Origin of the sequence: Mesorhizobium sp. M1A.F.Ca.IN.020.03.2.1 (assembly GCF_004023205.1) — a bacterium.
Lineage (GTDB): Bacteria > Pseudomonadota > Alphaproteobacteria > Rhizobiales > Rhizobiaceae > Mesorhizobium.
Genome location: NZ_RZSV01000121.1, coordinates 1 through 16523, shown reverse-complemented (window position 1 = coordinate 16523; position 16523 = coordinate 1). Strand labels below are relative to the sequence as shown.

Annotated in this window: 12 protein-coding genes and 4 pseudogenes; 6 read left to right on the top strand and 10 right to left on the bottom strand. The window is 63.7% G+C overall.

Features of this window, described 5'->3' with window-relative positions; all coding sequences use genetic code 11:
• Positions 1-595, top strand: a pseudogene (locus tag EOA79_RS19205) (hypothetical protein); the annotation flags it as partial.
• A gap of 5 nt (positions 596-600) precedes the next feature.
• Here EOA79_RS19205 and EOA79_RS19200 read toward each other — a convergent pair.
• The 5 genes and pseudogenes from EOA79_RS19200 to EOA79_RS19180 form a co-directional block, all read right to left on the bottom strand.
• Positions 601-1538, bottom strand: a pseudogene (locus EOA79_RS19200) (lysophospholipid acyltransferase family protein).
• Positions 1539-1633: 95 nt separating this feature from the next.
• Positions 1634-3607: a threonine--tRNA ligase gene (gene thrS / locus EOA79_RS19195; RefSeq protein WP_127334975.1), complete on the bottom strand. Its 1974-nt coding sequence runs from the start codon at positions 3605-3607 to the stop codon at positions 1634-1636.
• Positions 3608-3836: 229 nt separating this feature from the next.
• A pseudogene (locus EOA79_RS19190) lies at positions 3837-4028 on the bottom strand (class D beta-lactamase); the annotation flags it as partial.
• Between the two features lie 142 nt (positions 4029-4170).
• Entirely contained in the window at positions 4171-4545 is a 375-nt protein-coding gene (gene yidD / locus EOA79_RS19185; RefSeq protein ID WP_095826120.1) for a membrane protein insertion efficiency factor YidD, read from the bottom strand.
• Between the two features lie 179 nt (positions 4546-4724).
• Positions 4725-5171 (bottom strand): iron-sulfur cluster assembly scaffold protein, encoded by a 447-nt coding sequence (locus tag EOA79_RS19180; protein ID WP_067328046.1) that lies wholly within the window; start codon positions 5169-5171, stop codon positions 4725-4727.
• A 236-nt stretch (positions 5172-5407) separates the two neighbouring features.
• On the opposite strand from EOA79_RS19180, the gene folE reads away from it, so the two are divergent.
• The 3 genes from folE (at position 5408) to EOA79_RS19165 (ending at position 7639) form a co-directional block, all read left to right on the top strand.
• The gene (gene folE / locus EOA79_RS19175) at positions 5408-6034 is read left to right on the top strand and encodes a GTP cyclohydrolase I FolE (protein WP_067328045.1); all 627 of its coding nucleotides are present in this window, start codon (positions 5408-5410) and stop codon (positions 6032-6034) included.
• Between the two features lie 90 nt (positions 6035-6124).
• On the top strand, positions 6125-6583 hold the full coding sequence (gene hisI, locus EOA79_RS19170; protein ID WP_095826135.1) for a phosphoribosyl-AMP cyclohydrolase: 459 nt from the start codon (positions 6125-6127) through the stop codon (positions 6581-6583).
• Between the two features lie 84 nt (positions 6584-6667).
• Entirely contained in the window at positions 6668-7639 is a 972-nt protein-coding gene (locus tag EOA79_RS19165) for a patatin family protein (protein WP_067000906.1), read from the top strand.
• A 13-nt stretch (positions 7640-7652) separates the two neighbouring features.
• On the opposite strand, the gene recJ is transcribed toward EOA79_RS19165, so the two are convergent.
• The 5 genes from recJ to EOA79_RS19140 form a co-directional block, all read right to left on the bottom strand.
• Positions 7653-9437 (bottom strand): single-stranded-DNA-specific exonuclease RecJ, encoded by a 1785-nt coding sequence (gene recJ, locus EOA79_RS19160; protein WP_095826121.1) that lies wholly within the window; start codon positions 9435-9437, stop codon positions 7653-7655.
• A 140-nt stretch (positions 9438-9577) separates the two neighbouring features.
• Positions 9578-10561, bottom strand: coding sequence for a class II fructose-bisphosphatase (gene glpX / locus EOA79_RS19155; protein ID WP_095826122.1), 984 nt, complete (start codon positions 10559-10561; stop codon positions 9578-9580).
• Between the two features lie 148 nt (positions 10562-10709).
• Positions 10710-12023: a homoserine dehydrogenase gene (locus EOA79_RS19150; protein WP_095779222.1), complete on the bottom strand. Its 1314-nt coding sequence runs from the start codon at positions 12021-12023 to the stop codon at positions 10710-10712.
• A gap of 47 nt (positions 12024-12070) precedes the next feature.
• Positions 12071-13288, bottom strand: coding sequence for an LL-diaminopimelate aminotransferase (locus EOA79_RS19145; RefSeq protein WP_095779221.1), 1218 nt, complete (start codon positions 13286-13288; stop codon positions 12071-12073).
• 49 nt (positions 13289-13337) lie between these two features.
• The gene (locus EOA79_RS19140) at positions 13338-13748 is read right to left on the bottom strand and encodes a hypothetical protein (protein WP_164748201.1); all 411 of its coding nucleotides are present in this window, start codon (positions 13746-13748) and stop codon (positions 13338-13340) included.
• A gap of 97 nt (positions 13749-13845) precedes the next feature.
• Between EOA79_RS19140 and phaC the strand changes: the two genes are divergently transcribed.
• Entirely contained in the window at positions 13846-15687 is a 1842-nt protein-coding gene (phaC, locus tag EOA79_RS19135; protein WP_095826123.1) for a class I poly(R)-hydroxyalkanoic acid synthase, read from the top strand.
• Positions 15688-15957: 270 nt separating this feature from the next.
• Positions 15958-16523: pseudogene (locus tag EOA79_RS19130) on the top strand (peptidase M15A); the annotation flags it as partial.

Sequence of the window (16523 nt, the reverse complement as noted above, 5' to 3'; positions counted from 1 at the left end):
CACCAAGCGCATCACCGTCGGCAAGGACGCAAAGCGAGAGAGCCTCGTTCTCGATGCCGGCGGCTTGAAGCTCGATGCGGTGACGTCCGGCGGCGCGCACATCGCGCCAAAGAAGCTCCGCTTCGCGATCTATGAGGGCCAGGCTGAGACCAATGGCGACCGCGCGCTGATCGCCCCCGATGTCGAGCCGAACACGGTGGTGCGGCTGAATGCAGGCACCTACCATGTCGTCTCCACCTATGGCGCGGTCAACGCCGTGATCCGCTCCGATATCCGCGTCGAGGCCGGCAAGCTGACCGAGGCCACCGTCGAGCACCGCGCGGCCGAGATGACGATGAAGCTGGTGCGCGAGCCCGGCGGCGAAGCCATTGCCGACACCTCCTGGTCGCTGCTCAATGAATCCGGCGATCCGATCAAGGAAGCCGTCGGCGCCTTCGCCTCGATGGTGCTGGCCGAAGGCCAATACACCATCATCGCCAAGAACCGCGACCGCATCTACCAGAAGGATTTCACCGTCATGGCCGGCCAGAACCAGGAAATCGAGGTCGTGGCCAACGAATCGTCCGCCATCGATCCCGAGGAGGGCGCGGACTAAGCTGCTCAGGCGGCTTTGCGCATCCGCTTGGTTAGAAACGGCGTGCGTCCGCGCCGCGCCGCCGCCGGAGCGAGATCGAAAACCGCTTGGTAGAGCCTGTCGAGCAGCGCCTTGCGGTCGCGCAACGGTTCGAGCTCGCTCCACTTCAGCACATCGCCGATGCGCACCTCGATCGCCTTGCCCGACAGCCGGGCGAATTCGCGGATTAATAGGGAGGTGCGCAGCGTCAGCGACGCCTTGCCGACGAATTTCGCCACGCGGTTGTCGCGCTCGGCCATGTTCATCGGCCCACTGACGAGATGGAACAGACGGCCGTTCTGGCCGGAGAAATGCAAAGGGATGACCGAGGCCTTGGCCTCCTGGATGAGCTTGGCCGGAAACATCTTCCACGGCAGGTCGATCGCCCGGCCGAACCCCTTCGGCGCCGTGGCGACGCCGCCGGCCGGAAAAACGACGATGGTGACGCCTGCCTTCAACAGCCGCACCGCCTCGTGGCGCACGGCCATGTTGTTCTTCAGCGCTTCCTTGGTCTCGGAAAAATCGATCGGCAGCGAATAGGCTTCCATCTCGCGGATCCTGAGCAGATCCTTGTGGATCATGACCCGGAACGGACGGCCGAGCTGCTCGGCGAGCGACAGCACTGCAATGCCGTCACCGATGCCGAAGGGATGGTTGGCGACGATCACCAGCGGACTATCCGGCACATTCGCCGGCGGCCAACGGCCGGCGTGGTGCACCCTGACGTCGATCAAGTCCAGCATGCGGCTGAACACACGGTCGCCCGTTGGAGCGACCTGGCGCCGCCACAAGTCGTAGAGCACGGCAAAGCGGTCGCGGCCCGACAGGCCTTCGACGGAATGGATGAACCACCGCGTCAGCGCCGGCTGATGCCGGTTGGCGTAGGAGAGCTCGGGAACCTTTCCCGCGGTTTCAGCTTGAGCATGGCGGCTCGGTTACAAGGTTGGCGTGACAGGCGTGTGAAGATGGCGGTGGACTATGTGTCACCGCCATTCGAGAAGCGATTGGAGATTAACGATTTTAGGCCGCGCGGCGCTTGCGGTCCGGAGAGACGGCCTCGTCCGCCAGCAATTTCACGGCGTCGCCGAGCTTCAGCGATTCCTGGTCGCGGGAGCCGAGACGGCGGACATTGACGGTTTCCTCTTCCGCCTCCCGCTTGCCGCAAACGAGAATGACCGGAACCTTGGCCAGGCTGTGCTCGCGCACCTTGTAGTTGATCTTCTCGTTGCGCAGATCGGTTTCGGCGAGCAGCCCCGCAGCCTTCAGCCGCTCGACCACCTTCATTGCATACTCATCCGCGTCTGAGGTGATCGTCGCCACCACCACCTGCAGCGGCGCGAACCACAGCGGGAATTGGCCGGAATAGTTCTCGATCAGGATGCCGAGGAAGCGTTCCATCGAGCCGCACACCGCGCGATGCACCATCACCGGCTGCTTCTTCTCCGAATCCGAGCCGATATAGAAGGCGCCGAAGCGTTCCGGCAGGTTGAAGTCGACCTGCGTGGTGCCGCACTGCCATTCGCGGCCGATGGCGTCCTTCAGCACATATTCGAACTTCGGCCCGTAGAAGGCGCCCTCGCCCGGATTGACCGAGGTCTTGATGCGATTGCCGGAGCGCGTGCGGATCGTCTCCAGCACATTGCTCATGATCGCCTCGGCATGGTCCCAGGCCTCGTCTGTGCCGACCCGCTTGTCGGGCCGCGTCGACAGCTTCACCGCGACCTCCTCGAAGCCGAAATCGGCATAGGTCGACAGGATCAGATCGTTGATGCGCAGGCATTCCGCGGCGAGTTGCTCCTCCGTGCAGAAGATATGCGCATCGTCCTGCGTGAAGCCGCGCACACGCATCAGCCCATGCAGTGCGCCCGACGGTTCGTAGCGATGCACATTGCCGAACTCCGCAAGCTTTACGGGCAGTTCGCGGTAAGACTTCAACCCATGCTTGAAGATCTGCACATGGCCGGGGCAGTTCATCGGCTTCAGCGCGAAGACGCGGTCGTCGTCGGTGTCGTCACCGGCGACGGTCACCTTGAACATCGCGTCGCGATACCAGCCCCAGTGGCCGGACGTCTCCCACAGGCTCTTGTCCAGCACCTGCGGCGCGTTGACTTCCTGGTAGCCGTGCTCGTCGAGGCGGCGGCGCATGTAGTTGACCAGGTTCTGGAACATCTTCCAGCCCTTGGCGTGCCAGAAGACGACGCCCGGTCCCTCCTCCTGAAAATGGAACAGATCCATCTCGCGGCCGAGCTTGCGATGATCGCGCTTCTCGGCTTCCTCCAGCAGCATCTGGTATGCCTCGAGCTGCGCCTGGTCGGCAAAGGCGATGCCGTAGATGCGCGTCAGCATCGGGTTGTTGGAATCGCCGCGCCAATAGGCGCCCGCCACCTTCATCAACTTGAAGGCGTTGCCGATCTGCCCGGTCGAAGCCATGTGCGGACCGCGGCAGAGATCGAACCAGTCGCCCTGCGCGTAGATCTTGATATCCTGATCCTCGGGGATAGTGTCGATCAGCTCGACCTTGTAGCGCTCGCCCTTGTCGGCAAAGACCTTCTTCGCCTTCTCGCGCGACCACACTTCCTTGGTGAACGGCCTGTTGCGGGCGATGATCTCGCGCATCTTCTTCTCGATCACCGGGAAATCGTCCGGGGTGAACGGCTCGTTGCGCGCGAAGTCGTAATAGAACCCGTTCTCGATCACCGGCCCGATGGTCACCTGCGTTCCCGGCCAAAGTTCCTGCACCGCCTCGGCCAGCACGTGCGCCGCGTCGTGGCGGATGAGTTCCAGCGCGCGCGGATCCTCGCGGGTGATGATCTCGACCTTGCCGGACCCGCCGAGCGGATCGGAAAGATCGCGGACGGTGCCGTCGAGGCTATAGGCAACAGCCTTTTTCGCCAGCGATTTGGAGATCGATTCGGCAAGGGCGGCGCCGGTCATCGCGGCGTCGTACTCGCGGACGGAACCATCGGGAAATGTCAGGGAGACGGAATTCAGCATCATCAGAGTTGTCCTATCCAGTCCCGCAAACGAGCGCGGGTGGTGAATGCATGTCGCAGGAATGTGCTGGAGCATGCAGGGTTGGCCGGAGGCGCCAATCACTTGGACGCTGGCGGGCGGCAGTCTTTTATGAGGAGTTTCCGCCGCCGTAAAGCCGCAAGCCGTTCTATTTGATGAGCCCCGGAAGATCCTTCAGGAAAGCCGCCCGCGTCAGCCCCTTCGGCAAGATCGAAGCCGGGCTCGCGCGCTGGTCGCAGACGCCCTCCTGGTAAAGCGTCACGCCGCTCCCCGAATCCTCGACCAAAATGCAGTGGATGTCCTTGAGCGGCGCCGACTGCGCCCGCATCGGCAGGCCGAGAATCCAGGCCAGCAGGAACAGAATAATGGCAATGAAGAAGGGATAGCGGTCCATATGGCGCATCGAAGCTCACTCCGGGAAAGGGATTACGCGGAGCGGCTTAGCGAGGCGTCTTGTCTCGATTTTGTCTCAAATTGGCAGTGTTTGTGCAGGCTGACGTTAACCCTACCGGATCGTAAACACGGGCTGCGAAACGCTGCCGCAGTCAGCCATCTGCGTCATCGCGCTTCCTGCCGATCTGCCAATAGTGCCACGGCATGAACCAGACATAGCGCGGCGCAAGCGTCTCCGGCACGCGGTCGATGCCATGCGTCCCGAACGGCCCGCAACGCGAGACCCGGAACAGCGCCAGCCAGCCCCCGGTCCACAATCCATGGCGGGCGATTGCCTCATGCGCGTATTCGGAACAGGTCGGCAGATGCCGGCAGCTATTGCCGACGAAGCCGGAAAGCGTCAACTGGTAGAGGCGCACGAGCGACGTGCCGAGGACGCGGCCCGGCGTCTTGCGCCAGGGTCCCTGCCAGTTTCGCCCATGCCGGACCGGCCGGACACCATGGATATGTCCTGAATGGTCTCCCATCCGCACTTCTCCTCAGCCAGCTTCCTTGTGCGTTAGATGTGGGCTTCGAGCCGGGAACGCAACGACCTTTTATCGCTCATCGCCTGGAGTGCCGCACGGGGTGGCTTGCCGGTCCACTCAGCGTGCGGGGAAACGAAGCGAGTTCGCCATAACCGGGCAAGCAGCCCAGGAGATCGCCCTCAAGCAGCCTCTCCGGCGCGCTTCTTCTCGATCTGGCCGATCGCGTCGACCACCGCATCGAAGGTCAGCATGGTCGAGGCGTGACGTGCCTTGTAGTCGCGCACCGGCTCCAAATATTTCAGATCGGCGAACCGGCCTTCCGGCGGCGCGCCGTTTTCCTTGAGCATCTTCAGCATGGTCTCGCGCACGGCGCGCAGCTCATCGGCGTTCGCGCCGATGACATGCTGGGCCATGATCGAGGAGGATGCCTGACCAAGCGCGCAGGCCTTCACGTCATGAGCGAAATCGGTCACCACGTCGCCATCCATTTTGAGGTCGACTGTGACGGTCGAGCCGCACAGTTTGGAGTGCGCTCTGGCGGTCGCATCGGGGTGGTCGAGCCGGCCGATCTTGGCGATGTTTCCGGCGAAGCTCAGGATTTTCGCATTGTAGACGTCGTCGATCATATTTTTCCAATCCGTCGCCGCCAAGCGAACAGGCTTTGCCGCTGTTGCGTCTTCCTTTCGCTGTGCACGACCATATATAATGATGGCAGCCGGGCATCGACAAGGCAAACTCAAGCCATTGTCATTGCTCATCTGTTCACGCCGCTTACGGGCTGGAAACCGGGCGAGTTTCACCCGAAAGGTCGTGGTCCGTTCAACTCGTCCCACCTCTGAGTGGGACTACGGGAGACGCCTTTATGGATGCCGTCATCAAGAAACTCATGCCCCCTTCCTCCTATATGGAGAAGCCTGTCACCGATCGCCCAAGCGAGGCCGAGGTCGAAGCCGCCGTGCGCACGCTTTTGCGCTGGACCGGCGACAACCCTGATCGCGAGGGCCTGGTCGACACGCCGAAGCGCGTTACCAAGGCTTTTCGCGAGATGTTCAACGGCTATGACATGTGCCCGGCGGAGGAGCTTGGCCGCACTTTCGAGGAAGTGGCCGGCTATGACGATCTCGTCATCGTCAGGGACATCAAGTTCCACTCCCATTGCGAGCACCACATGGTGCCGATCATCGGCAAGGCGCATGTCGGCTACCTGCCGGACGGCAAGGTCGTGGGTCTGTCCAAGATCGCGCGCGTCGTCGACATCTTCGCCCATCGCCTGCAGACGCAGGAAGCGATGACGGCGCAGATCGCAGGCGTCATCCAGGACGTGCTCAACCCGCGCGGCGTCGCCGTCATGATCGAGGCCGAGCATATGTGCATGGCCATGCGCGGCATCCGCAAGCAGGACTCGACCACGCTCACCTCTACCTTCACCGGCGTCTTCAAGGACACGCCCGAGGAACAGGTGCGCTTCGTCACCATGGTGCGTGCCTGATCGCCGGCTGCCGGCCTTCAGACCATGGTCCCGAAAAGCGGGACCCGGTTTTCGGATAAGATCATGGTCCAACAAAAAGACGAACCGGCAATGTCGGCACTGCAATTTCCCAAAGCCCCGGCAGACAAGAAGGCGCTGGAGGAAGGCACCGTCCTTTCTCCGCGCTTCGATGCTGCCGGCCTCGTGACCGTCGTCGTCACCGACGCCGGCGACGGCATGGTTTTGATGGTCGCGCATATGAATGCCGAGGCGCTGGCGCTGACGCTCGAAACCGGCATCGCCCACTACTGGTCGCGTTCCCGCAACGCGCTGTGGAAAAAGGGCGAGACGTCGGGCAACGTCCAGCGCGTCGTCGAGATGCGCACGGATTGTGACCAGGACGCGATTTGGTTGCGCGTCAAAGTATTGGGCCAGGACGCAACTTGTCACACCGGTAGGCGTTCCTGCTTTTATCGGACGGTGGGGCTCAGCGACGGCAAGGCGGTGCTTGCCGACGATGGCAGCAAGCCGCTGTTCGATGCGCAAGAAACGTATCGGAAGCCGGTGTGAACCATTCGATATTCACAAACCACTCATATTCACTATTCTCAAACATCCTTGTGATAGAAGGGACACGGGACAAGGGAGATCATGATGCTCGAATGGGCGTCATTGCGCAGCAGACCTGACGTTCAGGAGGCCAACGGCCTTGCATCGTCCGGCGGCGTGCTCGATCCGAAATCGGCGAAGAAGATGGGCATCTCGCTGGCGCTCGGCGGCGGCTGTGCGCGTGGCTGGGCCCATATCGGCGTGCTGCGCGCGCTGGACGAAGCGGGCATCGAAGTTTCGATGATCGCAGGCACGTCGATCGGCGCGCTGGTCGGCGGCTGCTATCTTGCCGGCAAATTGGACGAACTGGAAGAGTTCGCCAGAAGCCTGACCAAGCGGCGCCTCTTCGGACTGCTCGATCTCAATCTGCGCGGCAGCGGCCTGTTCGGCGGCATGAAGCTCGATGCGCGGCTGCGCGAACATGTCGACGGTATCCGTTTTGAGGAACTGTCGAAGCCCTTCGTCGCCGTCGCTTCCGAAATCCGCACCGGCCACGAAATCTGGCTGTCGAAAGGTTCGCTCATCACCGCCATGCGCGCGTCCTACGCGTTGCCCGGCGTCTTCGAGCCCGTGAACTGCAACGGGCGCGTGCTGGTCGACGGCGCGCTGGTCAATCCGGTGCCGGTCTCGGTCTGCCGTGCTTACGAGCAGCCGCTGGTCGTTGCCGTCAACCTCCACTACGATCTGTTTGGGCGTGCCGCGGTGATCAAGCACAGCGCGGGCGAACTCGTCATCGAGAACGACGCGCCGCGTCCCGGTCAGGTCAATCCCCAGCACCCGCCGCACCAGACCCGCCTCGGCATCACCGGCGTCATGGTCGAGGCCTTCAACATCATCCAGGACCGGATTTCGCGCGCCAGGCTCGCCGGCGATCCGCCCGACATGTCGCTGCAGCCGAAGCTCAGCCATATCGGACTGACCGAGTTCCACCGCGCCGACGAGGCGATCCGCATCGGCTATCAGGCGACCATGTCCCAGATCAGCGAATTGCGGCGGCTGCAGACGGTGCTCGCCTGATCCGAAGCGTCAGTCAAGCAATCGCGGCATCTGTGATGCGGAATTGCACTGAGCGGTTGCCGTTCCAGTAATTGCCCGACAGCGAACCGGCTATGTGCACGGTCTTGCCCCTGTTCTTGAACAGGAATTCGCCGAGCGCGGTGTCGACGGCGCGGAACGCGATCGCCTGGAGGTTGCCGCCGCTTTGCGACTGCAGGTCGGCGCGGATGTGGTTGGTGCCGATCGGCCGCGCATCGATAAGTCTGTGGCGCGGCAGCACAAACACCGGCGCGATGTGACCGGCGCCGAACGGGCCGGCTTTCTCCAGCTCGTCGAGAAGCGCCAGCGTCGCGCCCTCGGCGGCTAAGGCGCCGTCAATCGCCAGGCTTTCCTCGCTCTGCAGCCGGAACATATCCGCCGCAGCGCGCTCCTCGAAGAAAGCCCGAAGCGCGCCGAGCTTGGCACGTTCCACGGTGATGCCTGCCGCCATGCCGTGACCGCCGCCCTTGGCGATCAGGCCGGCCTGCGCCGCCTCGCGCACCAGCCGGCCGAGATCGAAACCGGAGACCGAGCGCCCCGAGCCGGTGCCGATCCCATTGGCATTGAAGGCGATGGCGAAAGCGGGACGGCGCGCATGTTCCTTGAGCCGCGAGGCCAGCAGCCCGACGATGCCGGGATGCCAGCTGTTGCTGGCGGTCACGACGATGCCAGGGCCGGTGCCGCCGGCAAGCTCCGCGTCGGTCTCGGCGCGCGCCTGCGCCAACATCTCCAGTTCCATCTGCTGCCGTTCCTGGTTCAGCCGGTCGAGCGTCTCGGCAATGCTTGCGGCTTCAACGGGATCCTCGGTGGCAAGCAGCCTGCTGCCGAGCGCGGCATCGCCGATGCGCCCGCCGGCATTGATGCGCGGCCCGATCAGATAGGCGAGATGGAAGGTATTTATCGGCTCGCCGATGCGCGAGACCCGCGCAAGCGCCGCCAGCCCCTCATTCTTCTGCTGGCGCGCCACCTGCAGGCCCTTGACTACGAAAGCGCGGTTGACGCCGGTGAGCGGCACCACGTCGCAAACGGTCGCCAGCGCGGCGAGGTCGAGCAGCGAAAGCAGATCGACCGGCGCGACGTTTGGTAACCGTTCGCGAAGCACCTTCGCCGTCTGCACCAGGCACAGGAAGACCACACCGGCGGCGCAGAGATGCCCCTGCCCCGAAAGGTCGTCCTCCCGGTTCGGATTGACCACCGCATCCGCCGCCGGCAGCGGTCCGCCGACCTGGTGATGGTCGAGCACCACGACATCCGCGCCGGCTTCTTTCGCTGCCTCGATCGACACGGCGCTGTTGGTGCCGCAGTCGACGGTGACGATCAGCTTCGCGCCGCGCGAGATCAGCTCGCGCATAGCTTCCGGATTCGGGCCGTAGCCTTCGAAGATGCGGTCGGGGATATAGATCTCGGACGGCACCGAAAAATGCGCCAGAAAGCGCTTCAGCAGCGCCGACGACGCGGCGCCGTCGACATCGTAGTCGCCGAAGATCGCCACCCTCTCGCCGGCCACGACCGCATCCGCGATGCGCGCCGCCGCCTTCTCCATGTCGGTCAGCGAGGCCGGGTTCGGCAAAAGCTCGCGAATCGTCGGATCGAGGAAGCGCTCGGTCTGCTCGACCGTCACGCCGCGCCCAGCCAGCACCCTTGCGACGATGTCCGGCACGCCATGACCCTGCGCGATGGCCAAAGCGGCCATGTCCTGCCGCTCGGTCAGCCGGTGCTCCCAGGAAACACCGGTCGCCGACTGCCTGACATCGAGGAAGAAGCGTCTCTCGCCCATCATGAGACGCGCCGTCTGCACACCATCCTTCGGCAGATATCAAGATGCGACAGCCCTAGCAATTCCGGGAAAGCGAACCACCCCGGAAAACTGTGGAAGGGCGCTCCGACCGTAATTGCGCGAAAGTGTCTACAAGGACGAAATCAGAACTTTTCCAGATCCTGATGGCGCGCCTTGATCTCGCGCACTGTGCGCGAGGACGAGCGCAGCACGATGGTGTGAGTGGTGATGAAGGTGCGCCCGAACTTCACCCCGCCGAGCAGATTGCCGTCGGTGACGCCGGTCGCCGCGAACAGCACGTCGCCGCGCGCCATGTCCTGCGCGCGATAGACCCGCTTCGGATCCGAAATGCCCATCTTTTCGGCCCGTGCAATCTTCTCCGGCGTGTCGAGGATCAGCCGGCCCTGCATCTGTCCGCCCGTGCAGCGAAGCGCCGCCGCGGCCAGCACCCCTTCCGGCGCGCCGCCGGTGCCGAGATAGATGTCGATGCCGGTCTCTTCCGAATCGGTGGTGTGGATGACGCCGGCGACGTCGCCGTCGCCGATCAGCCGGATGGCGGCGCCCGTGGCCCGCACCGCGTCGATCAGCTTGGCATGGCGCGGCCGGTCGAGGATGCAGGCGGTGATGTCGGGCACCGCCACGCCCTTGGCCTTGGCGAGATTGGCGATGTTCTCGGCCGGCGGCGCGTCGATGTCGATCAGGCTGTCCGGGTATCCCGGCCCGATGGCGATCTTGTCCATGTAGACGTCGGGCGCGAACAGCAGGCTGCCCTTTTCCGCGATGGCGATGACGGCAAGCGCGTTGGGAAGGTTCTTGGCACAGATCGTCGTGCCTTCGAGCGGATCGAGCGCGATGTCGACCGCCGGGCCTTTGCCGGTGCCGACCTCTTCGCCGATATAGAGCATCGGCGCCTCGTCGCGCTCGCCCTCGCCGATGACCACGGTACCCTTGATGGCCAACCGGTTGAGTTCCTGGCGCATCGCATCGACCGCGACCTGGTCGGCCGCCTTCTCATCGCCGCGACCGCGCAGCCTGGCAGCGGCGACCGCGGCCCTTTCGGTCACACGCACCACTTCCATGGTTAGGATACGATCGAGGCCGGCTGCGATGTTTTGGGCCATGTTCATGGATGGGCATTCCTCGTTGAAACTGCGCTTTGCCTCCCGCCAGAAGCGCGCTTCTTCTGGCAAAGCTCCATGACAACGGCAAGACTTGCCGTTTCAATTTTTGAAATGGCAGCAATATCAATCGATTAAAGGTGAAGTATCACTCGAACTATTCCGCCCGCTCGATACGGATCACCTGCGGCTTGTCGGTGAGATGGCCGTCCTTGGTGACGCCTTCGACCGCCTTGCGCACCGCCGCTTCCGTTGTCTCGTGGGTGACGAGGATGACGGTCTTCTGCGCTTCGGTAGCCGGCCCGGCGGCCTGCTGGACGATCGATTCCAGTGAAATATCGTTGTCGGCCATGCGCTTGGCGATCGCCGCGAAGACGCCGATGCGGTCGTGCACGGTCAGCCGGATGAAATAGCCGCCGGCATGGCTGCGCATCTGCGCTTTCCTGTAGGGCTTCAATTCCTTCGCCGGCCAGCCGAAGACCGGCCCGTGCTGGAAGCCCGGCCGGCTCTTGGCGATATCGGCAATGTCGCCGACCACCGCCGAGGCGGTGGCATTGCCGCCGGCGCCGGGGCCGGAGAGCAAAAGCTCGCCCAGGATGTCGGTCTCGATCGCCACGGCATTGGTGACGCCATGCACCTGCGCGATGACCGAGGCCGTCGGCACCATGGTCGGATGCACGCGCTGCTCGATGCCGCTGTCGGTGCGCTGCGCGACGCCGAGCAGCTTGATGCGGTAGCCGAGCTCGGCTGCGGCGCGAATGTCGGCCTGGGTGATGTTGGAGATGCCCTCCATGTAAATGTCGTTGGCGGCGATCTTCGTGCCGAACGCAAGGCTGGTCAGGATCGACAGCTTGTGCGCCGTGTCATGGCCTTCGATGTCGAAGGTCGGGTCCGCTTCGGCATAGCCGAGGCGCTGCGCGTCCTTGAGGCAGGCATCGAAAGAGATGCCTTCGGCCTCCATGCGGGTCAGAATGTAGTTGCAGGTGCCGTTGAGGATACCGAAGACGCGGGTGACCTGGTTGCCGGCCATCGCCTCGCGCATCGTCTTGATGACCGGGATGCCGCCGGCCACCGCAGCCTCGTAGTTGAGCAGCACGCCCTTCTTCTCGGCGACCTCGGCGAGTTGCACGCCGTGCTTGGCCAACAGCGCCTTGTTGGCCGTCACGACATGGCGGCCGGCCTCGAGCGCCGCCTTGACCGATGCACGCGCTGGCCCTTCGTCGCCGCCGATCAGCTCGACGAAGACATCAATGTCGGCCTTCTCGGCCATCTTCGCGGCATCGTCGAACCATTTGGTGCCGCCCAGATCGACACCGCGGTCCCGCTTCGGATCGCGCGCCGAAACCGCTGCGACGACAATGTCGCGACCGCATTGGCGGGTGAGCTCGGCGGCCTTGTCGTTGAGCACGCGCGCCACCGAGGCGCCCACCGTGCCAAGGCCGGCAATTCCAACACGCAACGCTTCAGCCATGTCCGGCGACGCCCCTCAAAGATTGGTCGGTGTGATGTGCGGTAAATTCAGCGGCGCGCGGTGAGCGGCACAACATTGTTGGGCTGCTTGGCGGTCGAGGCCAGGAAGCGCTTGATGTTGCGCGCCGCCTGGCGGATCCGGTGCTCGTTCTCGACCAGCGCCACACGAACAAAATCGTCGCCATGCTCACCGAAGCCGATGCCCGGCGCCACCGCGACGTCGGCGTGCTCGATGAGCAGCTTGGAGAATTCGAGCGAGCCGAGCTGGCGGAACTGTTCCGGAATCGGCGCCCAGGCGAACATCGAGGCCGCCGGCGCCGGAATGGTCCAGCCGGCACGGCCGAAGGAATCGACCATCACATCGCGCCGCTTGTGATAGATCTCGCGCACCTCGGCGATGTCGGCACCGTCGCCGTTGAGCGCATGCGCCGCCGCGACCTGGATCGGCGTGAAGGCGCCGTAGTCGAGATAGGATTTGACGCGCGTCAGCGCCGCGATCAGCCGCTCGTTGCCGACCGCGAAGCCCATACGCCAGCCGGGCATGGAAAAAGTCTTCGACATCGAGGTGAACTCGACGCAGACATCCATCGCCCCTGGAACCTGGAGCACCGAAGGCGGCGGATTGCCGTCGAAATAGATCTCGGAATAGGCAAGGTCCGACAGGATGATGATGTCGTTCTTCTTCGCGAAGGCGACCACGTCCTTGTAGAAATCGAGCGAGGCGACAAGCGCTGTCGGGTTCGACGGATAGTTGAGGATCAGCGCCAGCGGCCTCGGAATCGAGTGGCGGATGCCGCGCTCGACCGCCGGGATGAAGCCGTCATCCGGTTCCACCTGCAGCGACCGGATGACGCCGCCCGACATGATGAAGCCGAAGGCGTGGATCGGGTAGGTCGGATTGGGGCACAGGATGACGTCGCCGGGCGCGGTGATCGCCTGCGCCATGTTGGCAAAGCCCTCCTTCGAGCCGAGCGTCGCCACCACTTGCGTGTCTGGATTGAGCTTCACGCCGAAGCGGCGGGCATAGTAGTTCGCCTGGGCGCGGCGCAGGCCCGGAATGCCGCGCGAGGACGAATAGCGATGCGTGCGTGGATCGCGCACCACTTCGCATAATTTGTCGACGATGGCCTTCGGCGTCGGCAGGTCCGGATTGCCCATGCCAAGGTCGATGATGTCGGCACCGCGCGAGCGGGCGCTGGCCTTCAGCCGATTGACCTGCTCGAACACGTAAGGCGGAAGCCGGCGGACCTTGTGAAATTCTTCCATTGGAGTTCCAGACGAGCAAAGGGGGCGCTTTTCGGCGCGCGATATAGACCTAATTGCAGTTAGGGTCGAGGGCGGGATCGCATTTGCCTTCGATCTGCTTCAGCGCGTCGTCGCCATGCGTCCTGGCGAGTGCGTTCAGCGCTGCCGTATTGGCGGCTGGCTTCGCGCCGCCGCCCTTGGCAAGCTGCGCCTGCTGCTCGGCCTTGAGCTGGGCAAGCTTGGCTGCAGTCTCTTCCTTCGTGAGCTGCTTGGCGGCTACCGGCGGCGGAATGTTGAGGTTCGGATAGGAGCCGGTGTCCTTCGGCCCCTCGGTCACCGCGGTCGGCCTTGCATTGCTGGCGTTGCTGCTGGTCTCGCAGCCGCCCGCGAGCAACGGCGTGCACAGCACCGCGGCTGCGGCGGCGATGCGGCAAATCGAACCGGCGCCGAGAAAATAAGTCCCGCCAAAATTAATCGTCATATTGTTTTCCTGGCAGCCGGGTTAGAGCGTGTTGGACCCGGTCAGATGTCCCATGGTAATATGTCAAGAAAACGCTCCGGGAGGAACCCCGCGAACCATGTCCAAAGCGCCCGATTCGGACAAAGCGGAAAATGGCGGACCTTCGACCGTCGAGCAATATCTGGTGAAAGATCCCGAACGCTTCGCGTTGAACATGGCGCGCATGATCGAGCAGGCCGGCAAGGCGGCCTCCGCCTGGGCCGAGCCGCGCGAAAAGGGTGAGGTGCGCGACCACGTCGCCGAACCCGTGGTCGACATGGTCAAGACCTTCTCCAAGCTCTCGGAGTACTGGCTGGCCGACCCGCAGCGCGCGCTTGAAGCCCAGACGCGGCTTTTCGCGGGCTACATGACGGTCTGGGCGAACGCCATCCAGAAGGTCAGCCCCAACTCCAACGCCGAAGCCCCCGAGGACGCGGTCAAGCCCGAGCGCGGCGACAAGCGCTTCCAGGATCCGGAATGGGGCCGCAATGCCTTCTTCGACTTCCTGAAACAGGCCTATCTCGTCACCTCGCGCTGGGCCTCGGATCTCGTCGATCATGCCGAGGGCCTGGACGAGCACACCCGCCACAAGGCGAGCTTCTACGTCAAGCAGGTTTCCAACGCCATCGCGCCGTCGAATTTCATTCTGACCAATCCCGAGCTGTTCCGCGAGACCGTCGCCTCCAACGGCGAGAATTTGGTGCGCGGCATGAAGATGCTGGCCGAGGACATCGCCGCCGGCAGGGGCGACCTGAAGCTGCGCCAGGCGGACTACGCGCCGTTCGAGATCGGCAAGAACATTGCCACGACACCCGGCAAGGTCATTGGCCGCAGCGATGTCGCCGAGATCATCCAATACGATCCGACGACGGAGACGGTGCTGAAGCGCCCCCTGCTCATTTGCCCCCCGTGGATCAATAAATACTATATCCTCGACCTCAACCCGCAGAAATCCTTCATCCGCTGGGCAATCGAGCAGGGCCACACGGTCTTCGTCATCTCCTGGATCAACCCGGACGAGCGCCACGGCGCCAAAGGCTGGGAGGCCTATATCCGCGAGGGCCTGCAATATGGCCTCGACATGGTCGAGAAGGCGACCGGCGAGAAGGAGGTCAACGCCATCGGCTATTGCGTCGGCGGCACGCTATTGGCCGCGGCGCTCGCGCTGCTGGCGCAGGAAGGCGACCACCGCATCAGGTCGGCGACCTTCTTCACCACTCAGGTCGACTTCACCTATGCCGGCGATCTCAAGGTCTTCGTCGACGAGGACCAGGTTGCCGCGGTCGAGCGATCGATGAGCGAAAAGGGCTATCTCGACGGCACCAAGATGGCGACCGCCTTCAACATGCTGCGCTCGGGCGACCTGATCTGGCCTTATGTCATCAACAACTATATGCGCGGCAAGGACCCGCTGCCCTTCGACCTGCTCTACTGGAATGCCGATTCGACCCGCATGGCGGCGGCCAACCATTCCTTCTATCTGCGCAATTGCTATCTCGAGAACAATCTCTCCCGCGGCACGATGGAGCTTGCCGGCCGCACCGTCTCGCTGGCCGACATCACGATCCCTGTCTACAACCTCGCCACGAAGGAAGACCACATCGCGCCGGCGCTTTCGGTGTTCCTCGGCTCGCGCTATTTCGGTGGCGACGTCGAATATGTCATGGCGGGCTCCGGCCACATCGCCGGCGTCGTCAATCCGCCGGCGGCGCACAAGTACCAGTACTGGACCGGCGGCAAGCCGGTGGGGGATTTCAGCACCTGGTTCGCCGGCGCGCACGAGCATGCCGGCTCATGGTGGACGCACTGGCAGCACTGGATCGAAAGCCAGGACAACATCCATGTGCCCGCCCGCAAACCCGGCAAGCGTATGAAAACCTTGGGGGACGCGCCGGGCACCTATGTCAAGGTGCGTGTGTAACCGGCTGTAATGTCTGGTGAGTTGACGGGCCGCCCAAACAGGGCGAAATGGTGCTGTTAATCGTTTTCGTAGCCTCAGCTCGCCTGCAGACAAACAATAAATCCGAGGCTTTGCAGATCGATACAGATCCCGTTTCCGGTTCGGGAACAGGAGGTCGCCGCCAGAGGCACTGGAGTGCTGCGGCGACGATGTACGGACCGGATGCCGAGGGGGAATTTTATTTTGAAATCAGCAGGTTGGCGCCTCGCACGAAGGGAAAGCCGCAGCATCGTGGCAGCGCTTTTATCCGTGCTTCTGGCCTCCTGCACCTCGACCGGCGACCCGACGATGTCGGTCGTCACGCCCGCCTACAATTCAACCGCCACAGAGATGAGCGCGGCTTCCAGCGCCCAGTCCGCGGCCTCGGCCGATTCGACCTCGCAGGCGGCGTCGACCTCCCCGGCATCCCCAGAGGCGGCATCGACCGTGATGGGCGAAGACGACAAACCGTTGCCTGAAAAAGTCGCCTATGTGCCGGAAACCCGGCCCGGAGCAGCCTTCCCCGCGGTAGCGGTTCCTGCTGACGCCGGCTCGATCGCCGGCAACACGCCGCAACCGCTGCTACAGCCGCAGCAGACGGCAGAGGAGACGAAAGCGGCCGCCAACAAGGTTGCTGCCGGCGATGCCGCCGCGGTCGCATCGCAAGCGCAGGCGACCGTGCAGGCGATGAGCAAAGGCGTCTACGTGACAGCGGGCGAGCCCCAGCAGCAGCCGATCGCCGCGCCGAAGAAGGGGCTGTTTGCTTCTCTGTTCAGCACCACGCCGGCCTCGGCCGCACCTGCCCCGCTGATCAACAC

Coding starts and splice junctions, on each gene's coding strand:
- thrS (WP_127334975.1), bottom strand. CDS start 3,607: ATGCTGAATTCCGTCTCCCTGACATTTCCCGATGGTTCCGTCCGCGAG.
- yidD (WP_095826120.1), bottom strand. CDS start 4,545: ATGGGAGACCATTCAGGACATATCCATGGTGTCCGGCCGGTCCGGCAT.
- EOA79_RS19180 (WP_067328046.1), bottom strand. CDS start 5,171: ATGATCGACGACGTCTACAATGCGAAAATCCTGAGCTTCGCCGGAAAC.
- folE (WP_067328045.1), top strand. CDS start 5,408: ATGGATGCCGTCATCAAGAAACTCATGCCCCCTTCCTCCTATATGGAG.
- hisI (WP_095826135.1), top strand. CDS start 6,125: ATGTCGGCACTGCAATTTCCCAAAGCCCCGGCAGACAAGAAGGCGCTG.
- EOA79_RS19165 (WP_067000906.1), top strand. CDS start 6,668: ATGCTCGAATGGGCGTCATTGCGCAGCAGACCTGACGTTCAGGAGGCC.
- recJ (WP_095826121.1), bottom strand. CDS start 9,437: ATGATGGGCGAGAGACGCTTCTTCCTCGATGTCAGGCAGTCGGCGACC.
- glpX (WP_095826122.1), bottom strand. CDS start 10,561: ATGAACATGGCCCAAAACATCGCAGCCGGCCTCGATCGTATCCTAACC.
- EOA79_RS19150 (WP_095779222.1), bottom strand. CDS start 12,023: ATGGCTGAAGCGTTGCGTGTTGGAATTGCCGGCCTTGGCACGGTGGGC.
- EOA79_RS19145 (WP_095779221.1), bottom strand. CDS start 13,288: ATGGAAGAATTTCACAAGGTCCGCCGGCTTCCGCCTTACGTGTTCGAG.
- EOA79_RS19140 (WP_164748201.1), bottom strand. CDS start 13,748: ATGACGATTAATTTTGGCGGGACTTATTTTCTCGGCGCCGGTTCGATT.
- phaC (WP_095826123.1), top strand. CDS start 13,846: ATGTCCAAAGCGCCCGATTCGGACAAAGCGGAAAATGGCGGACCTTCG.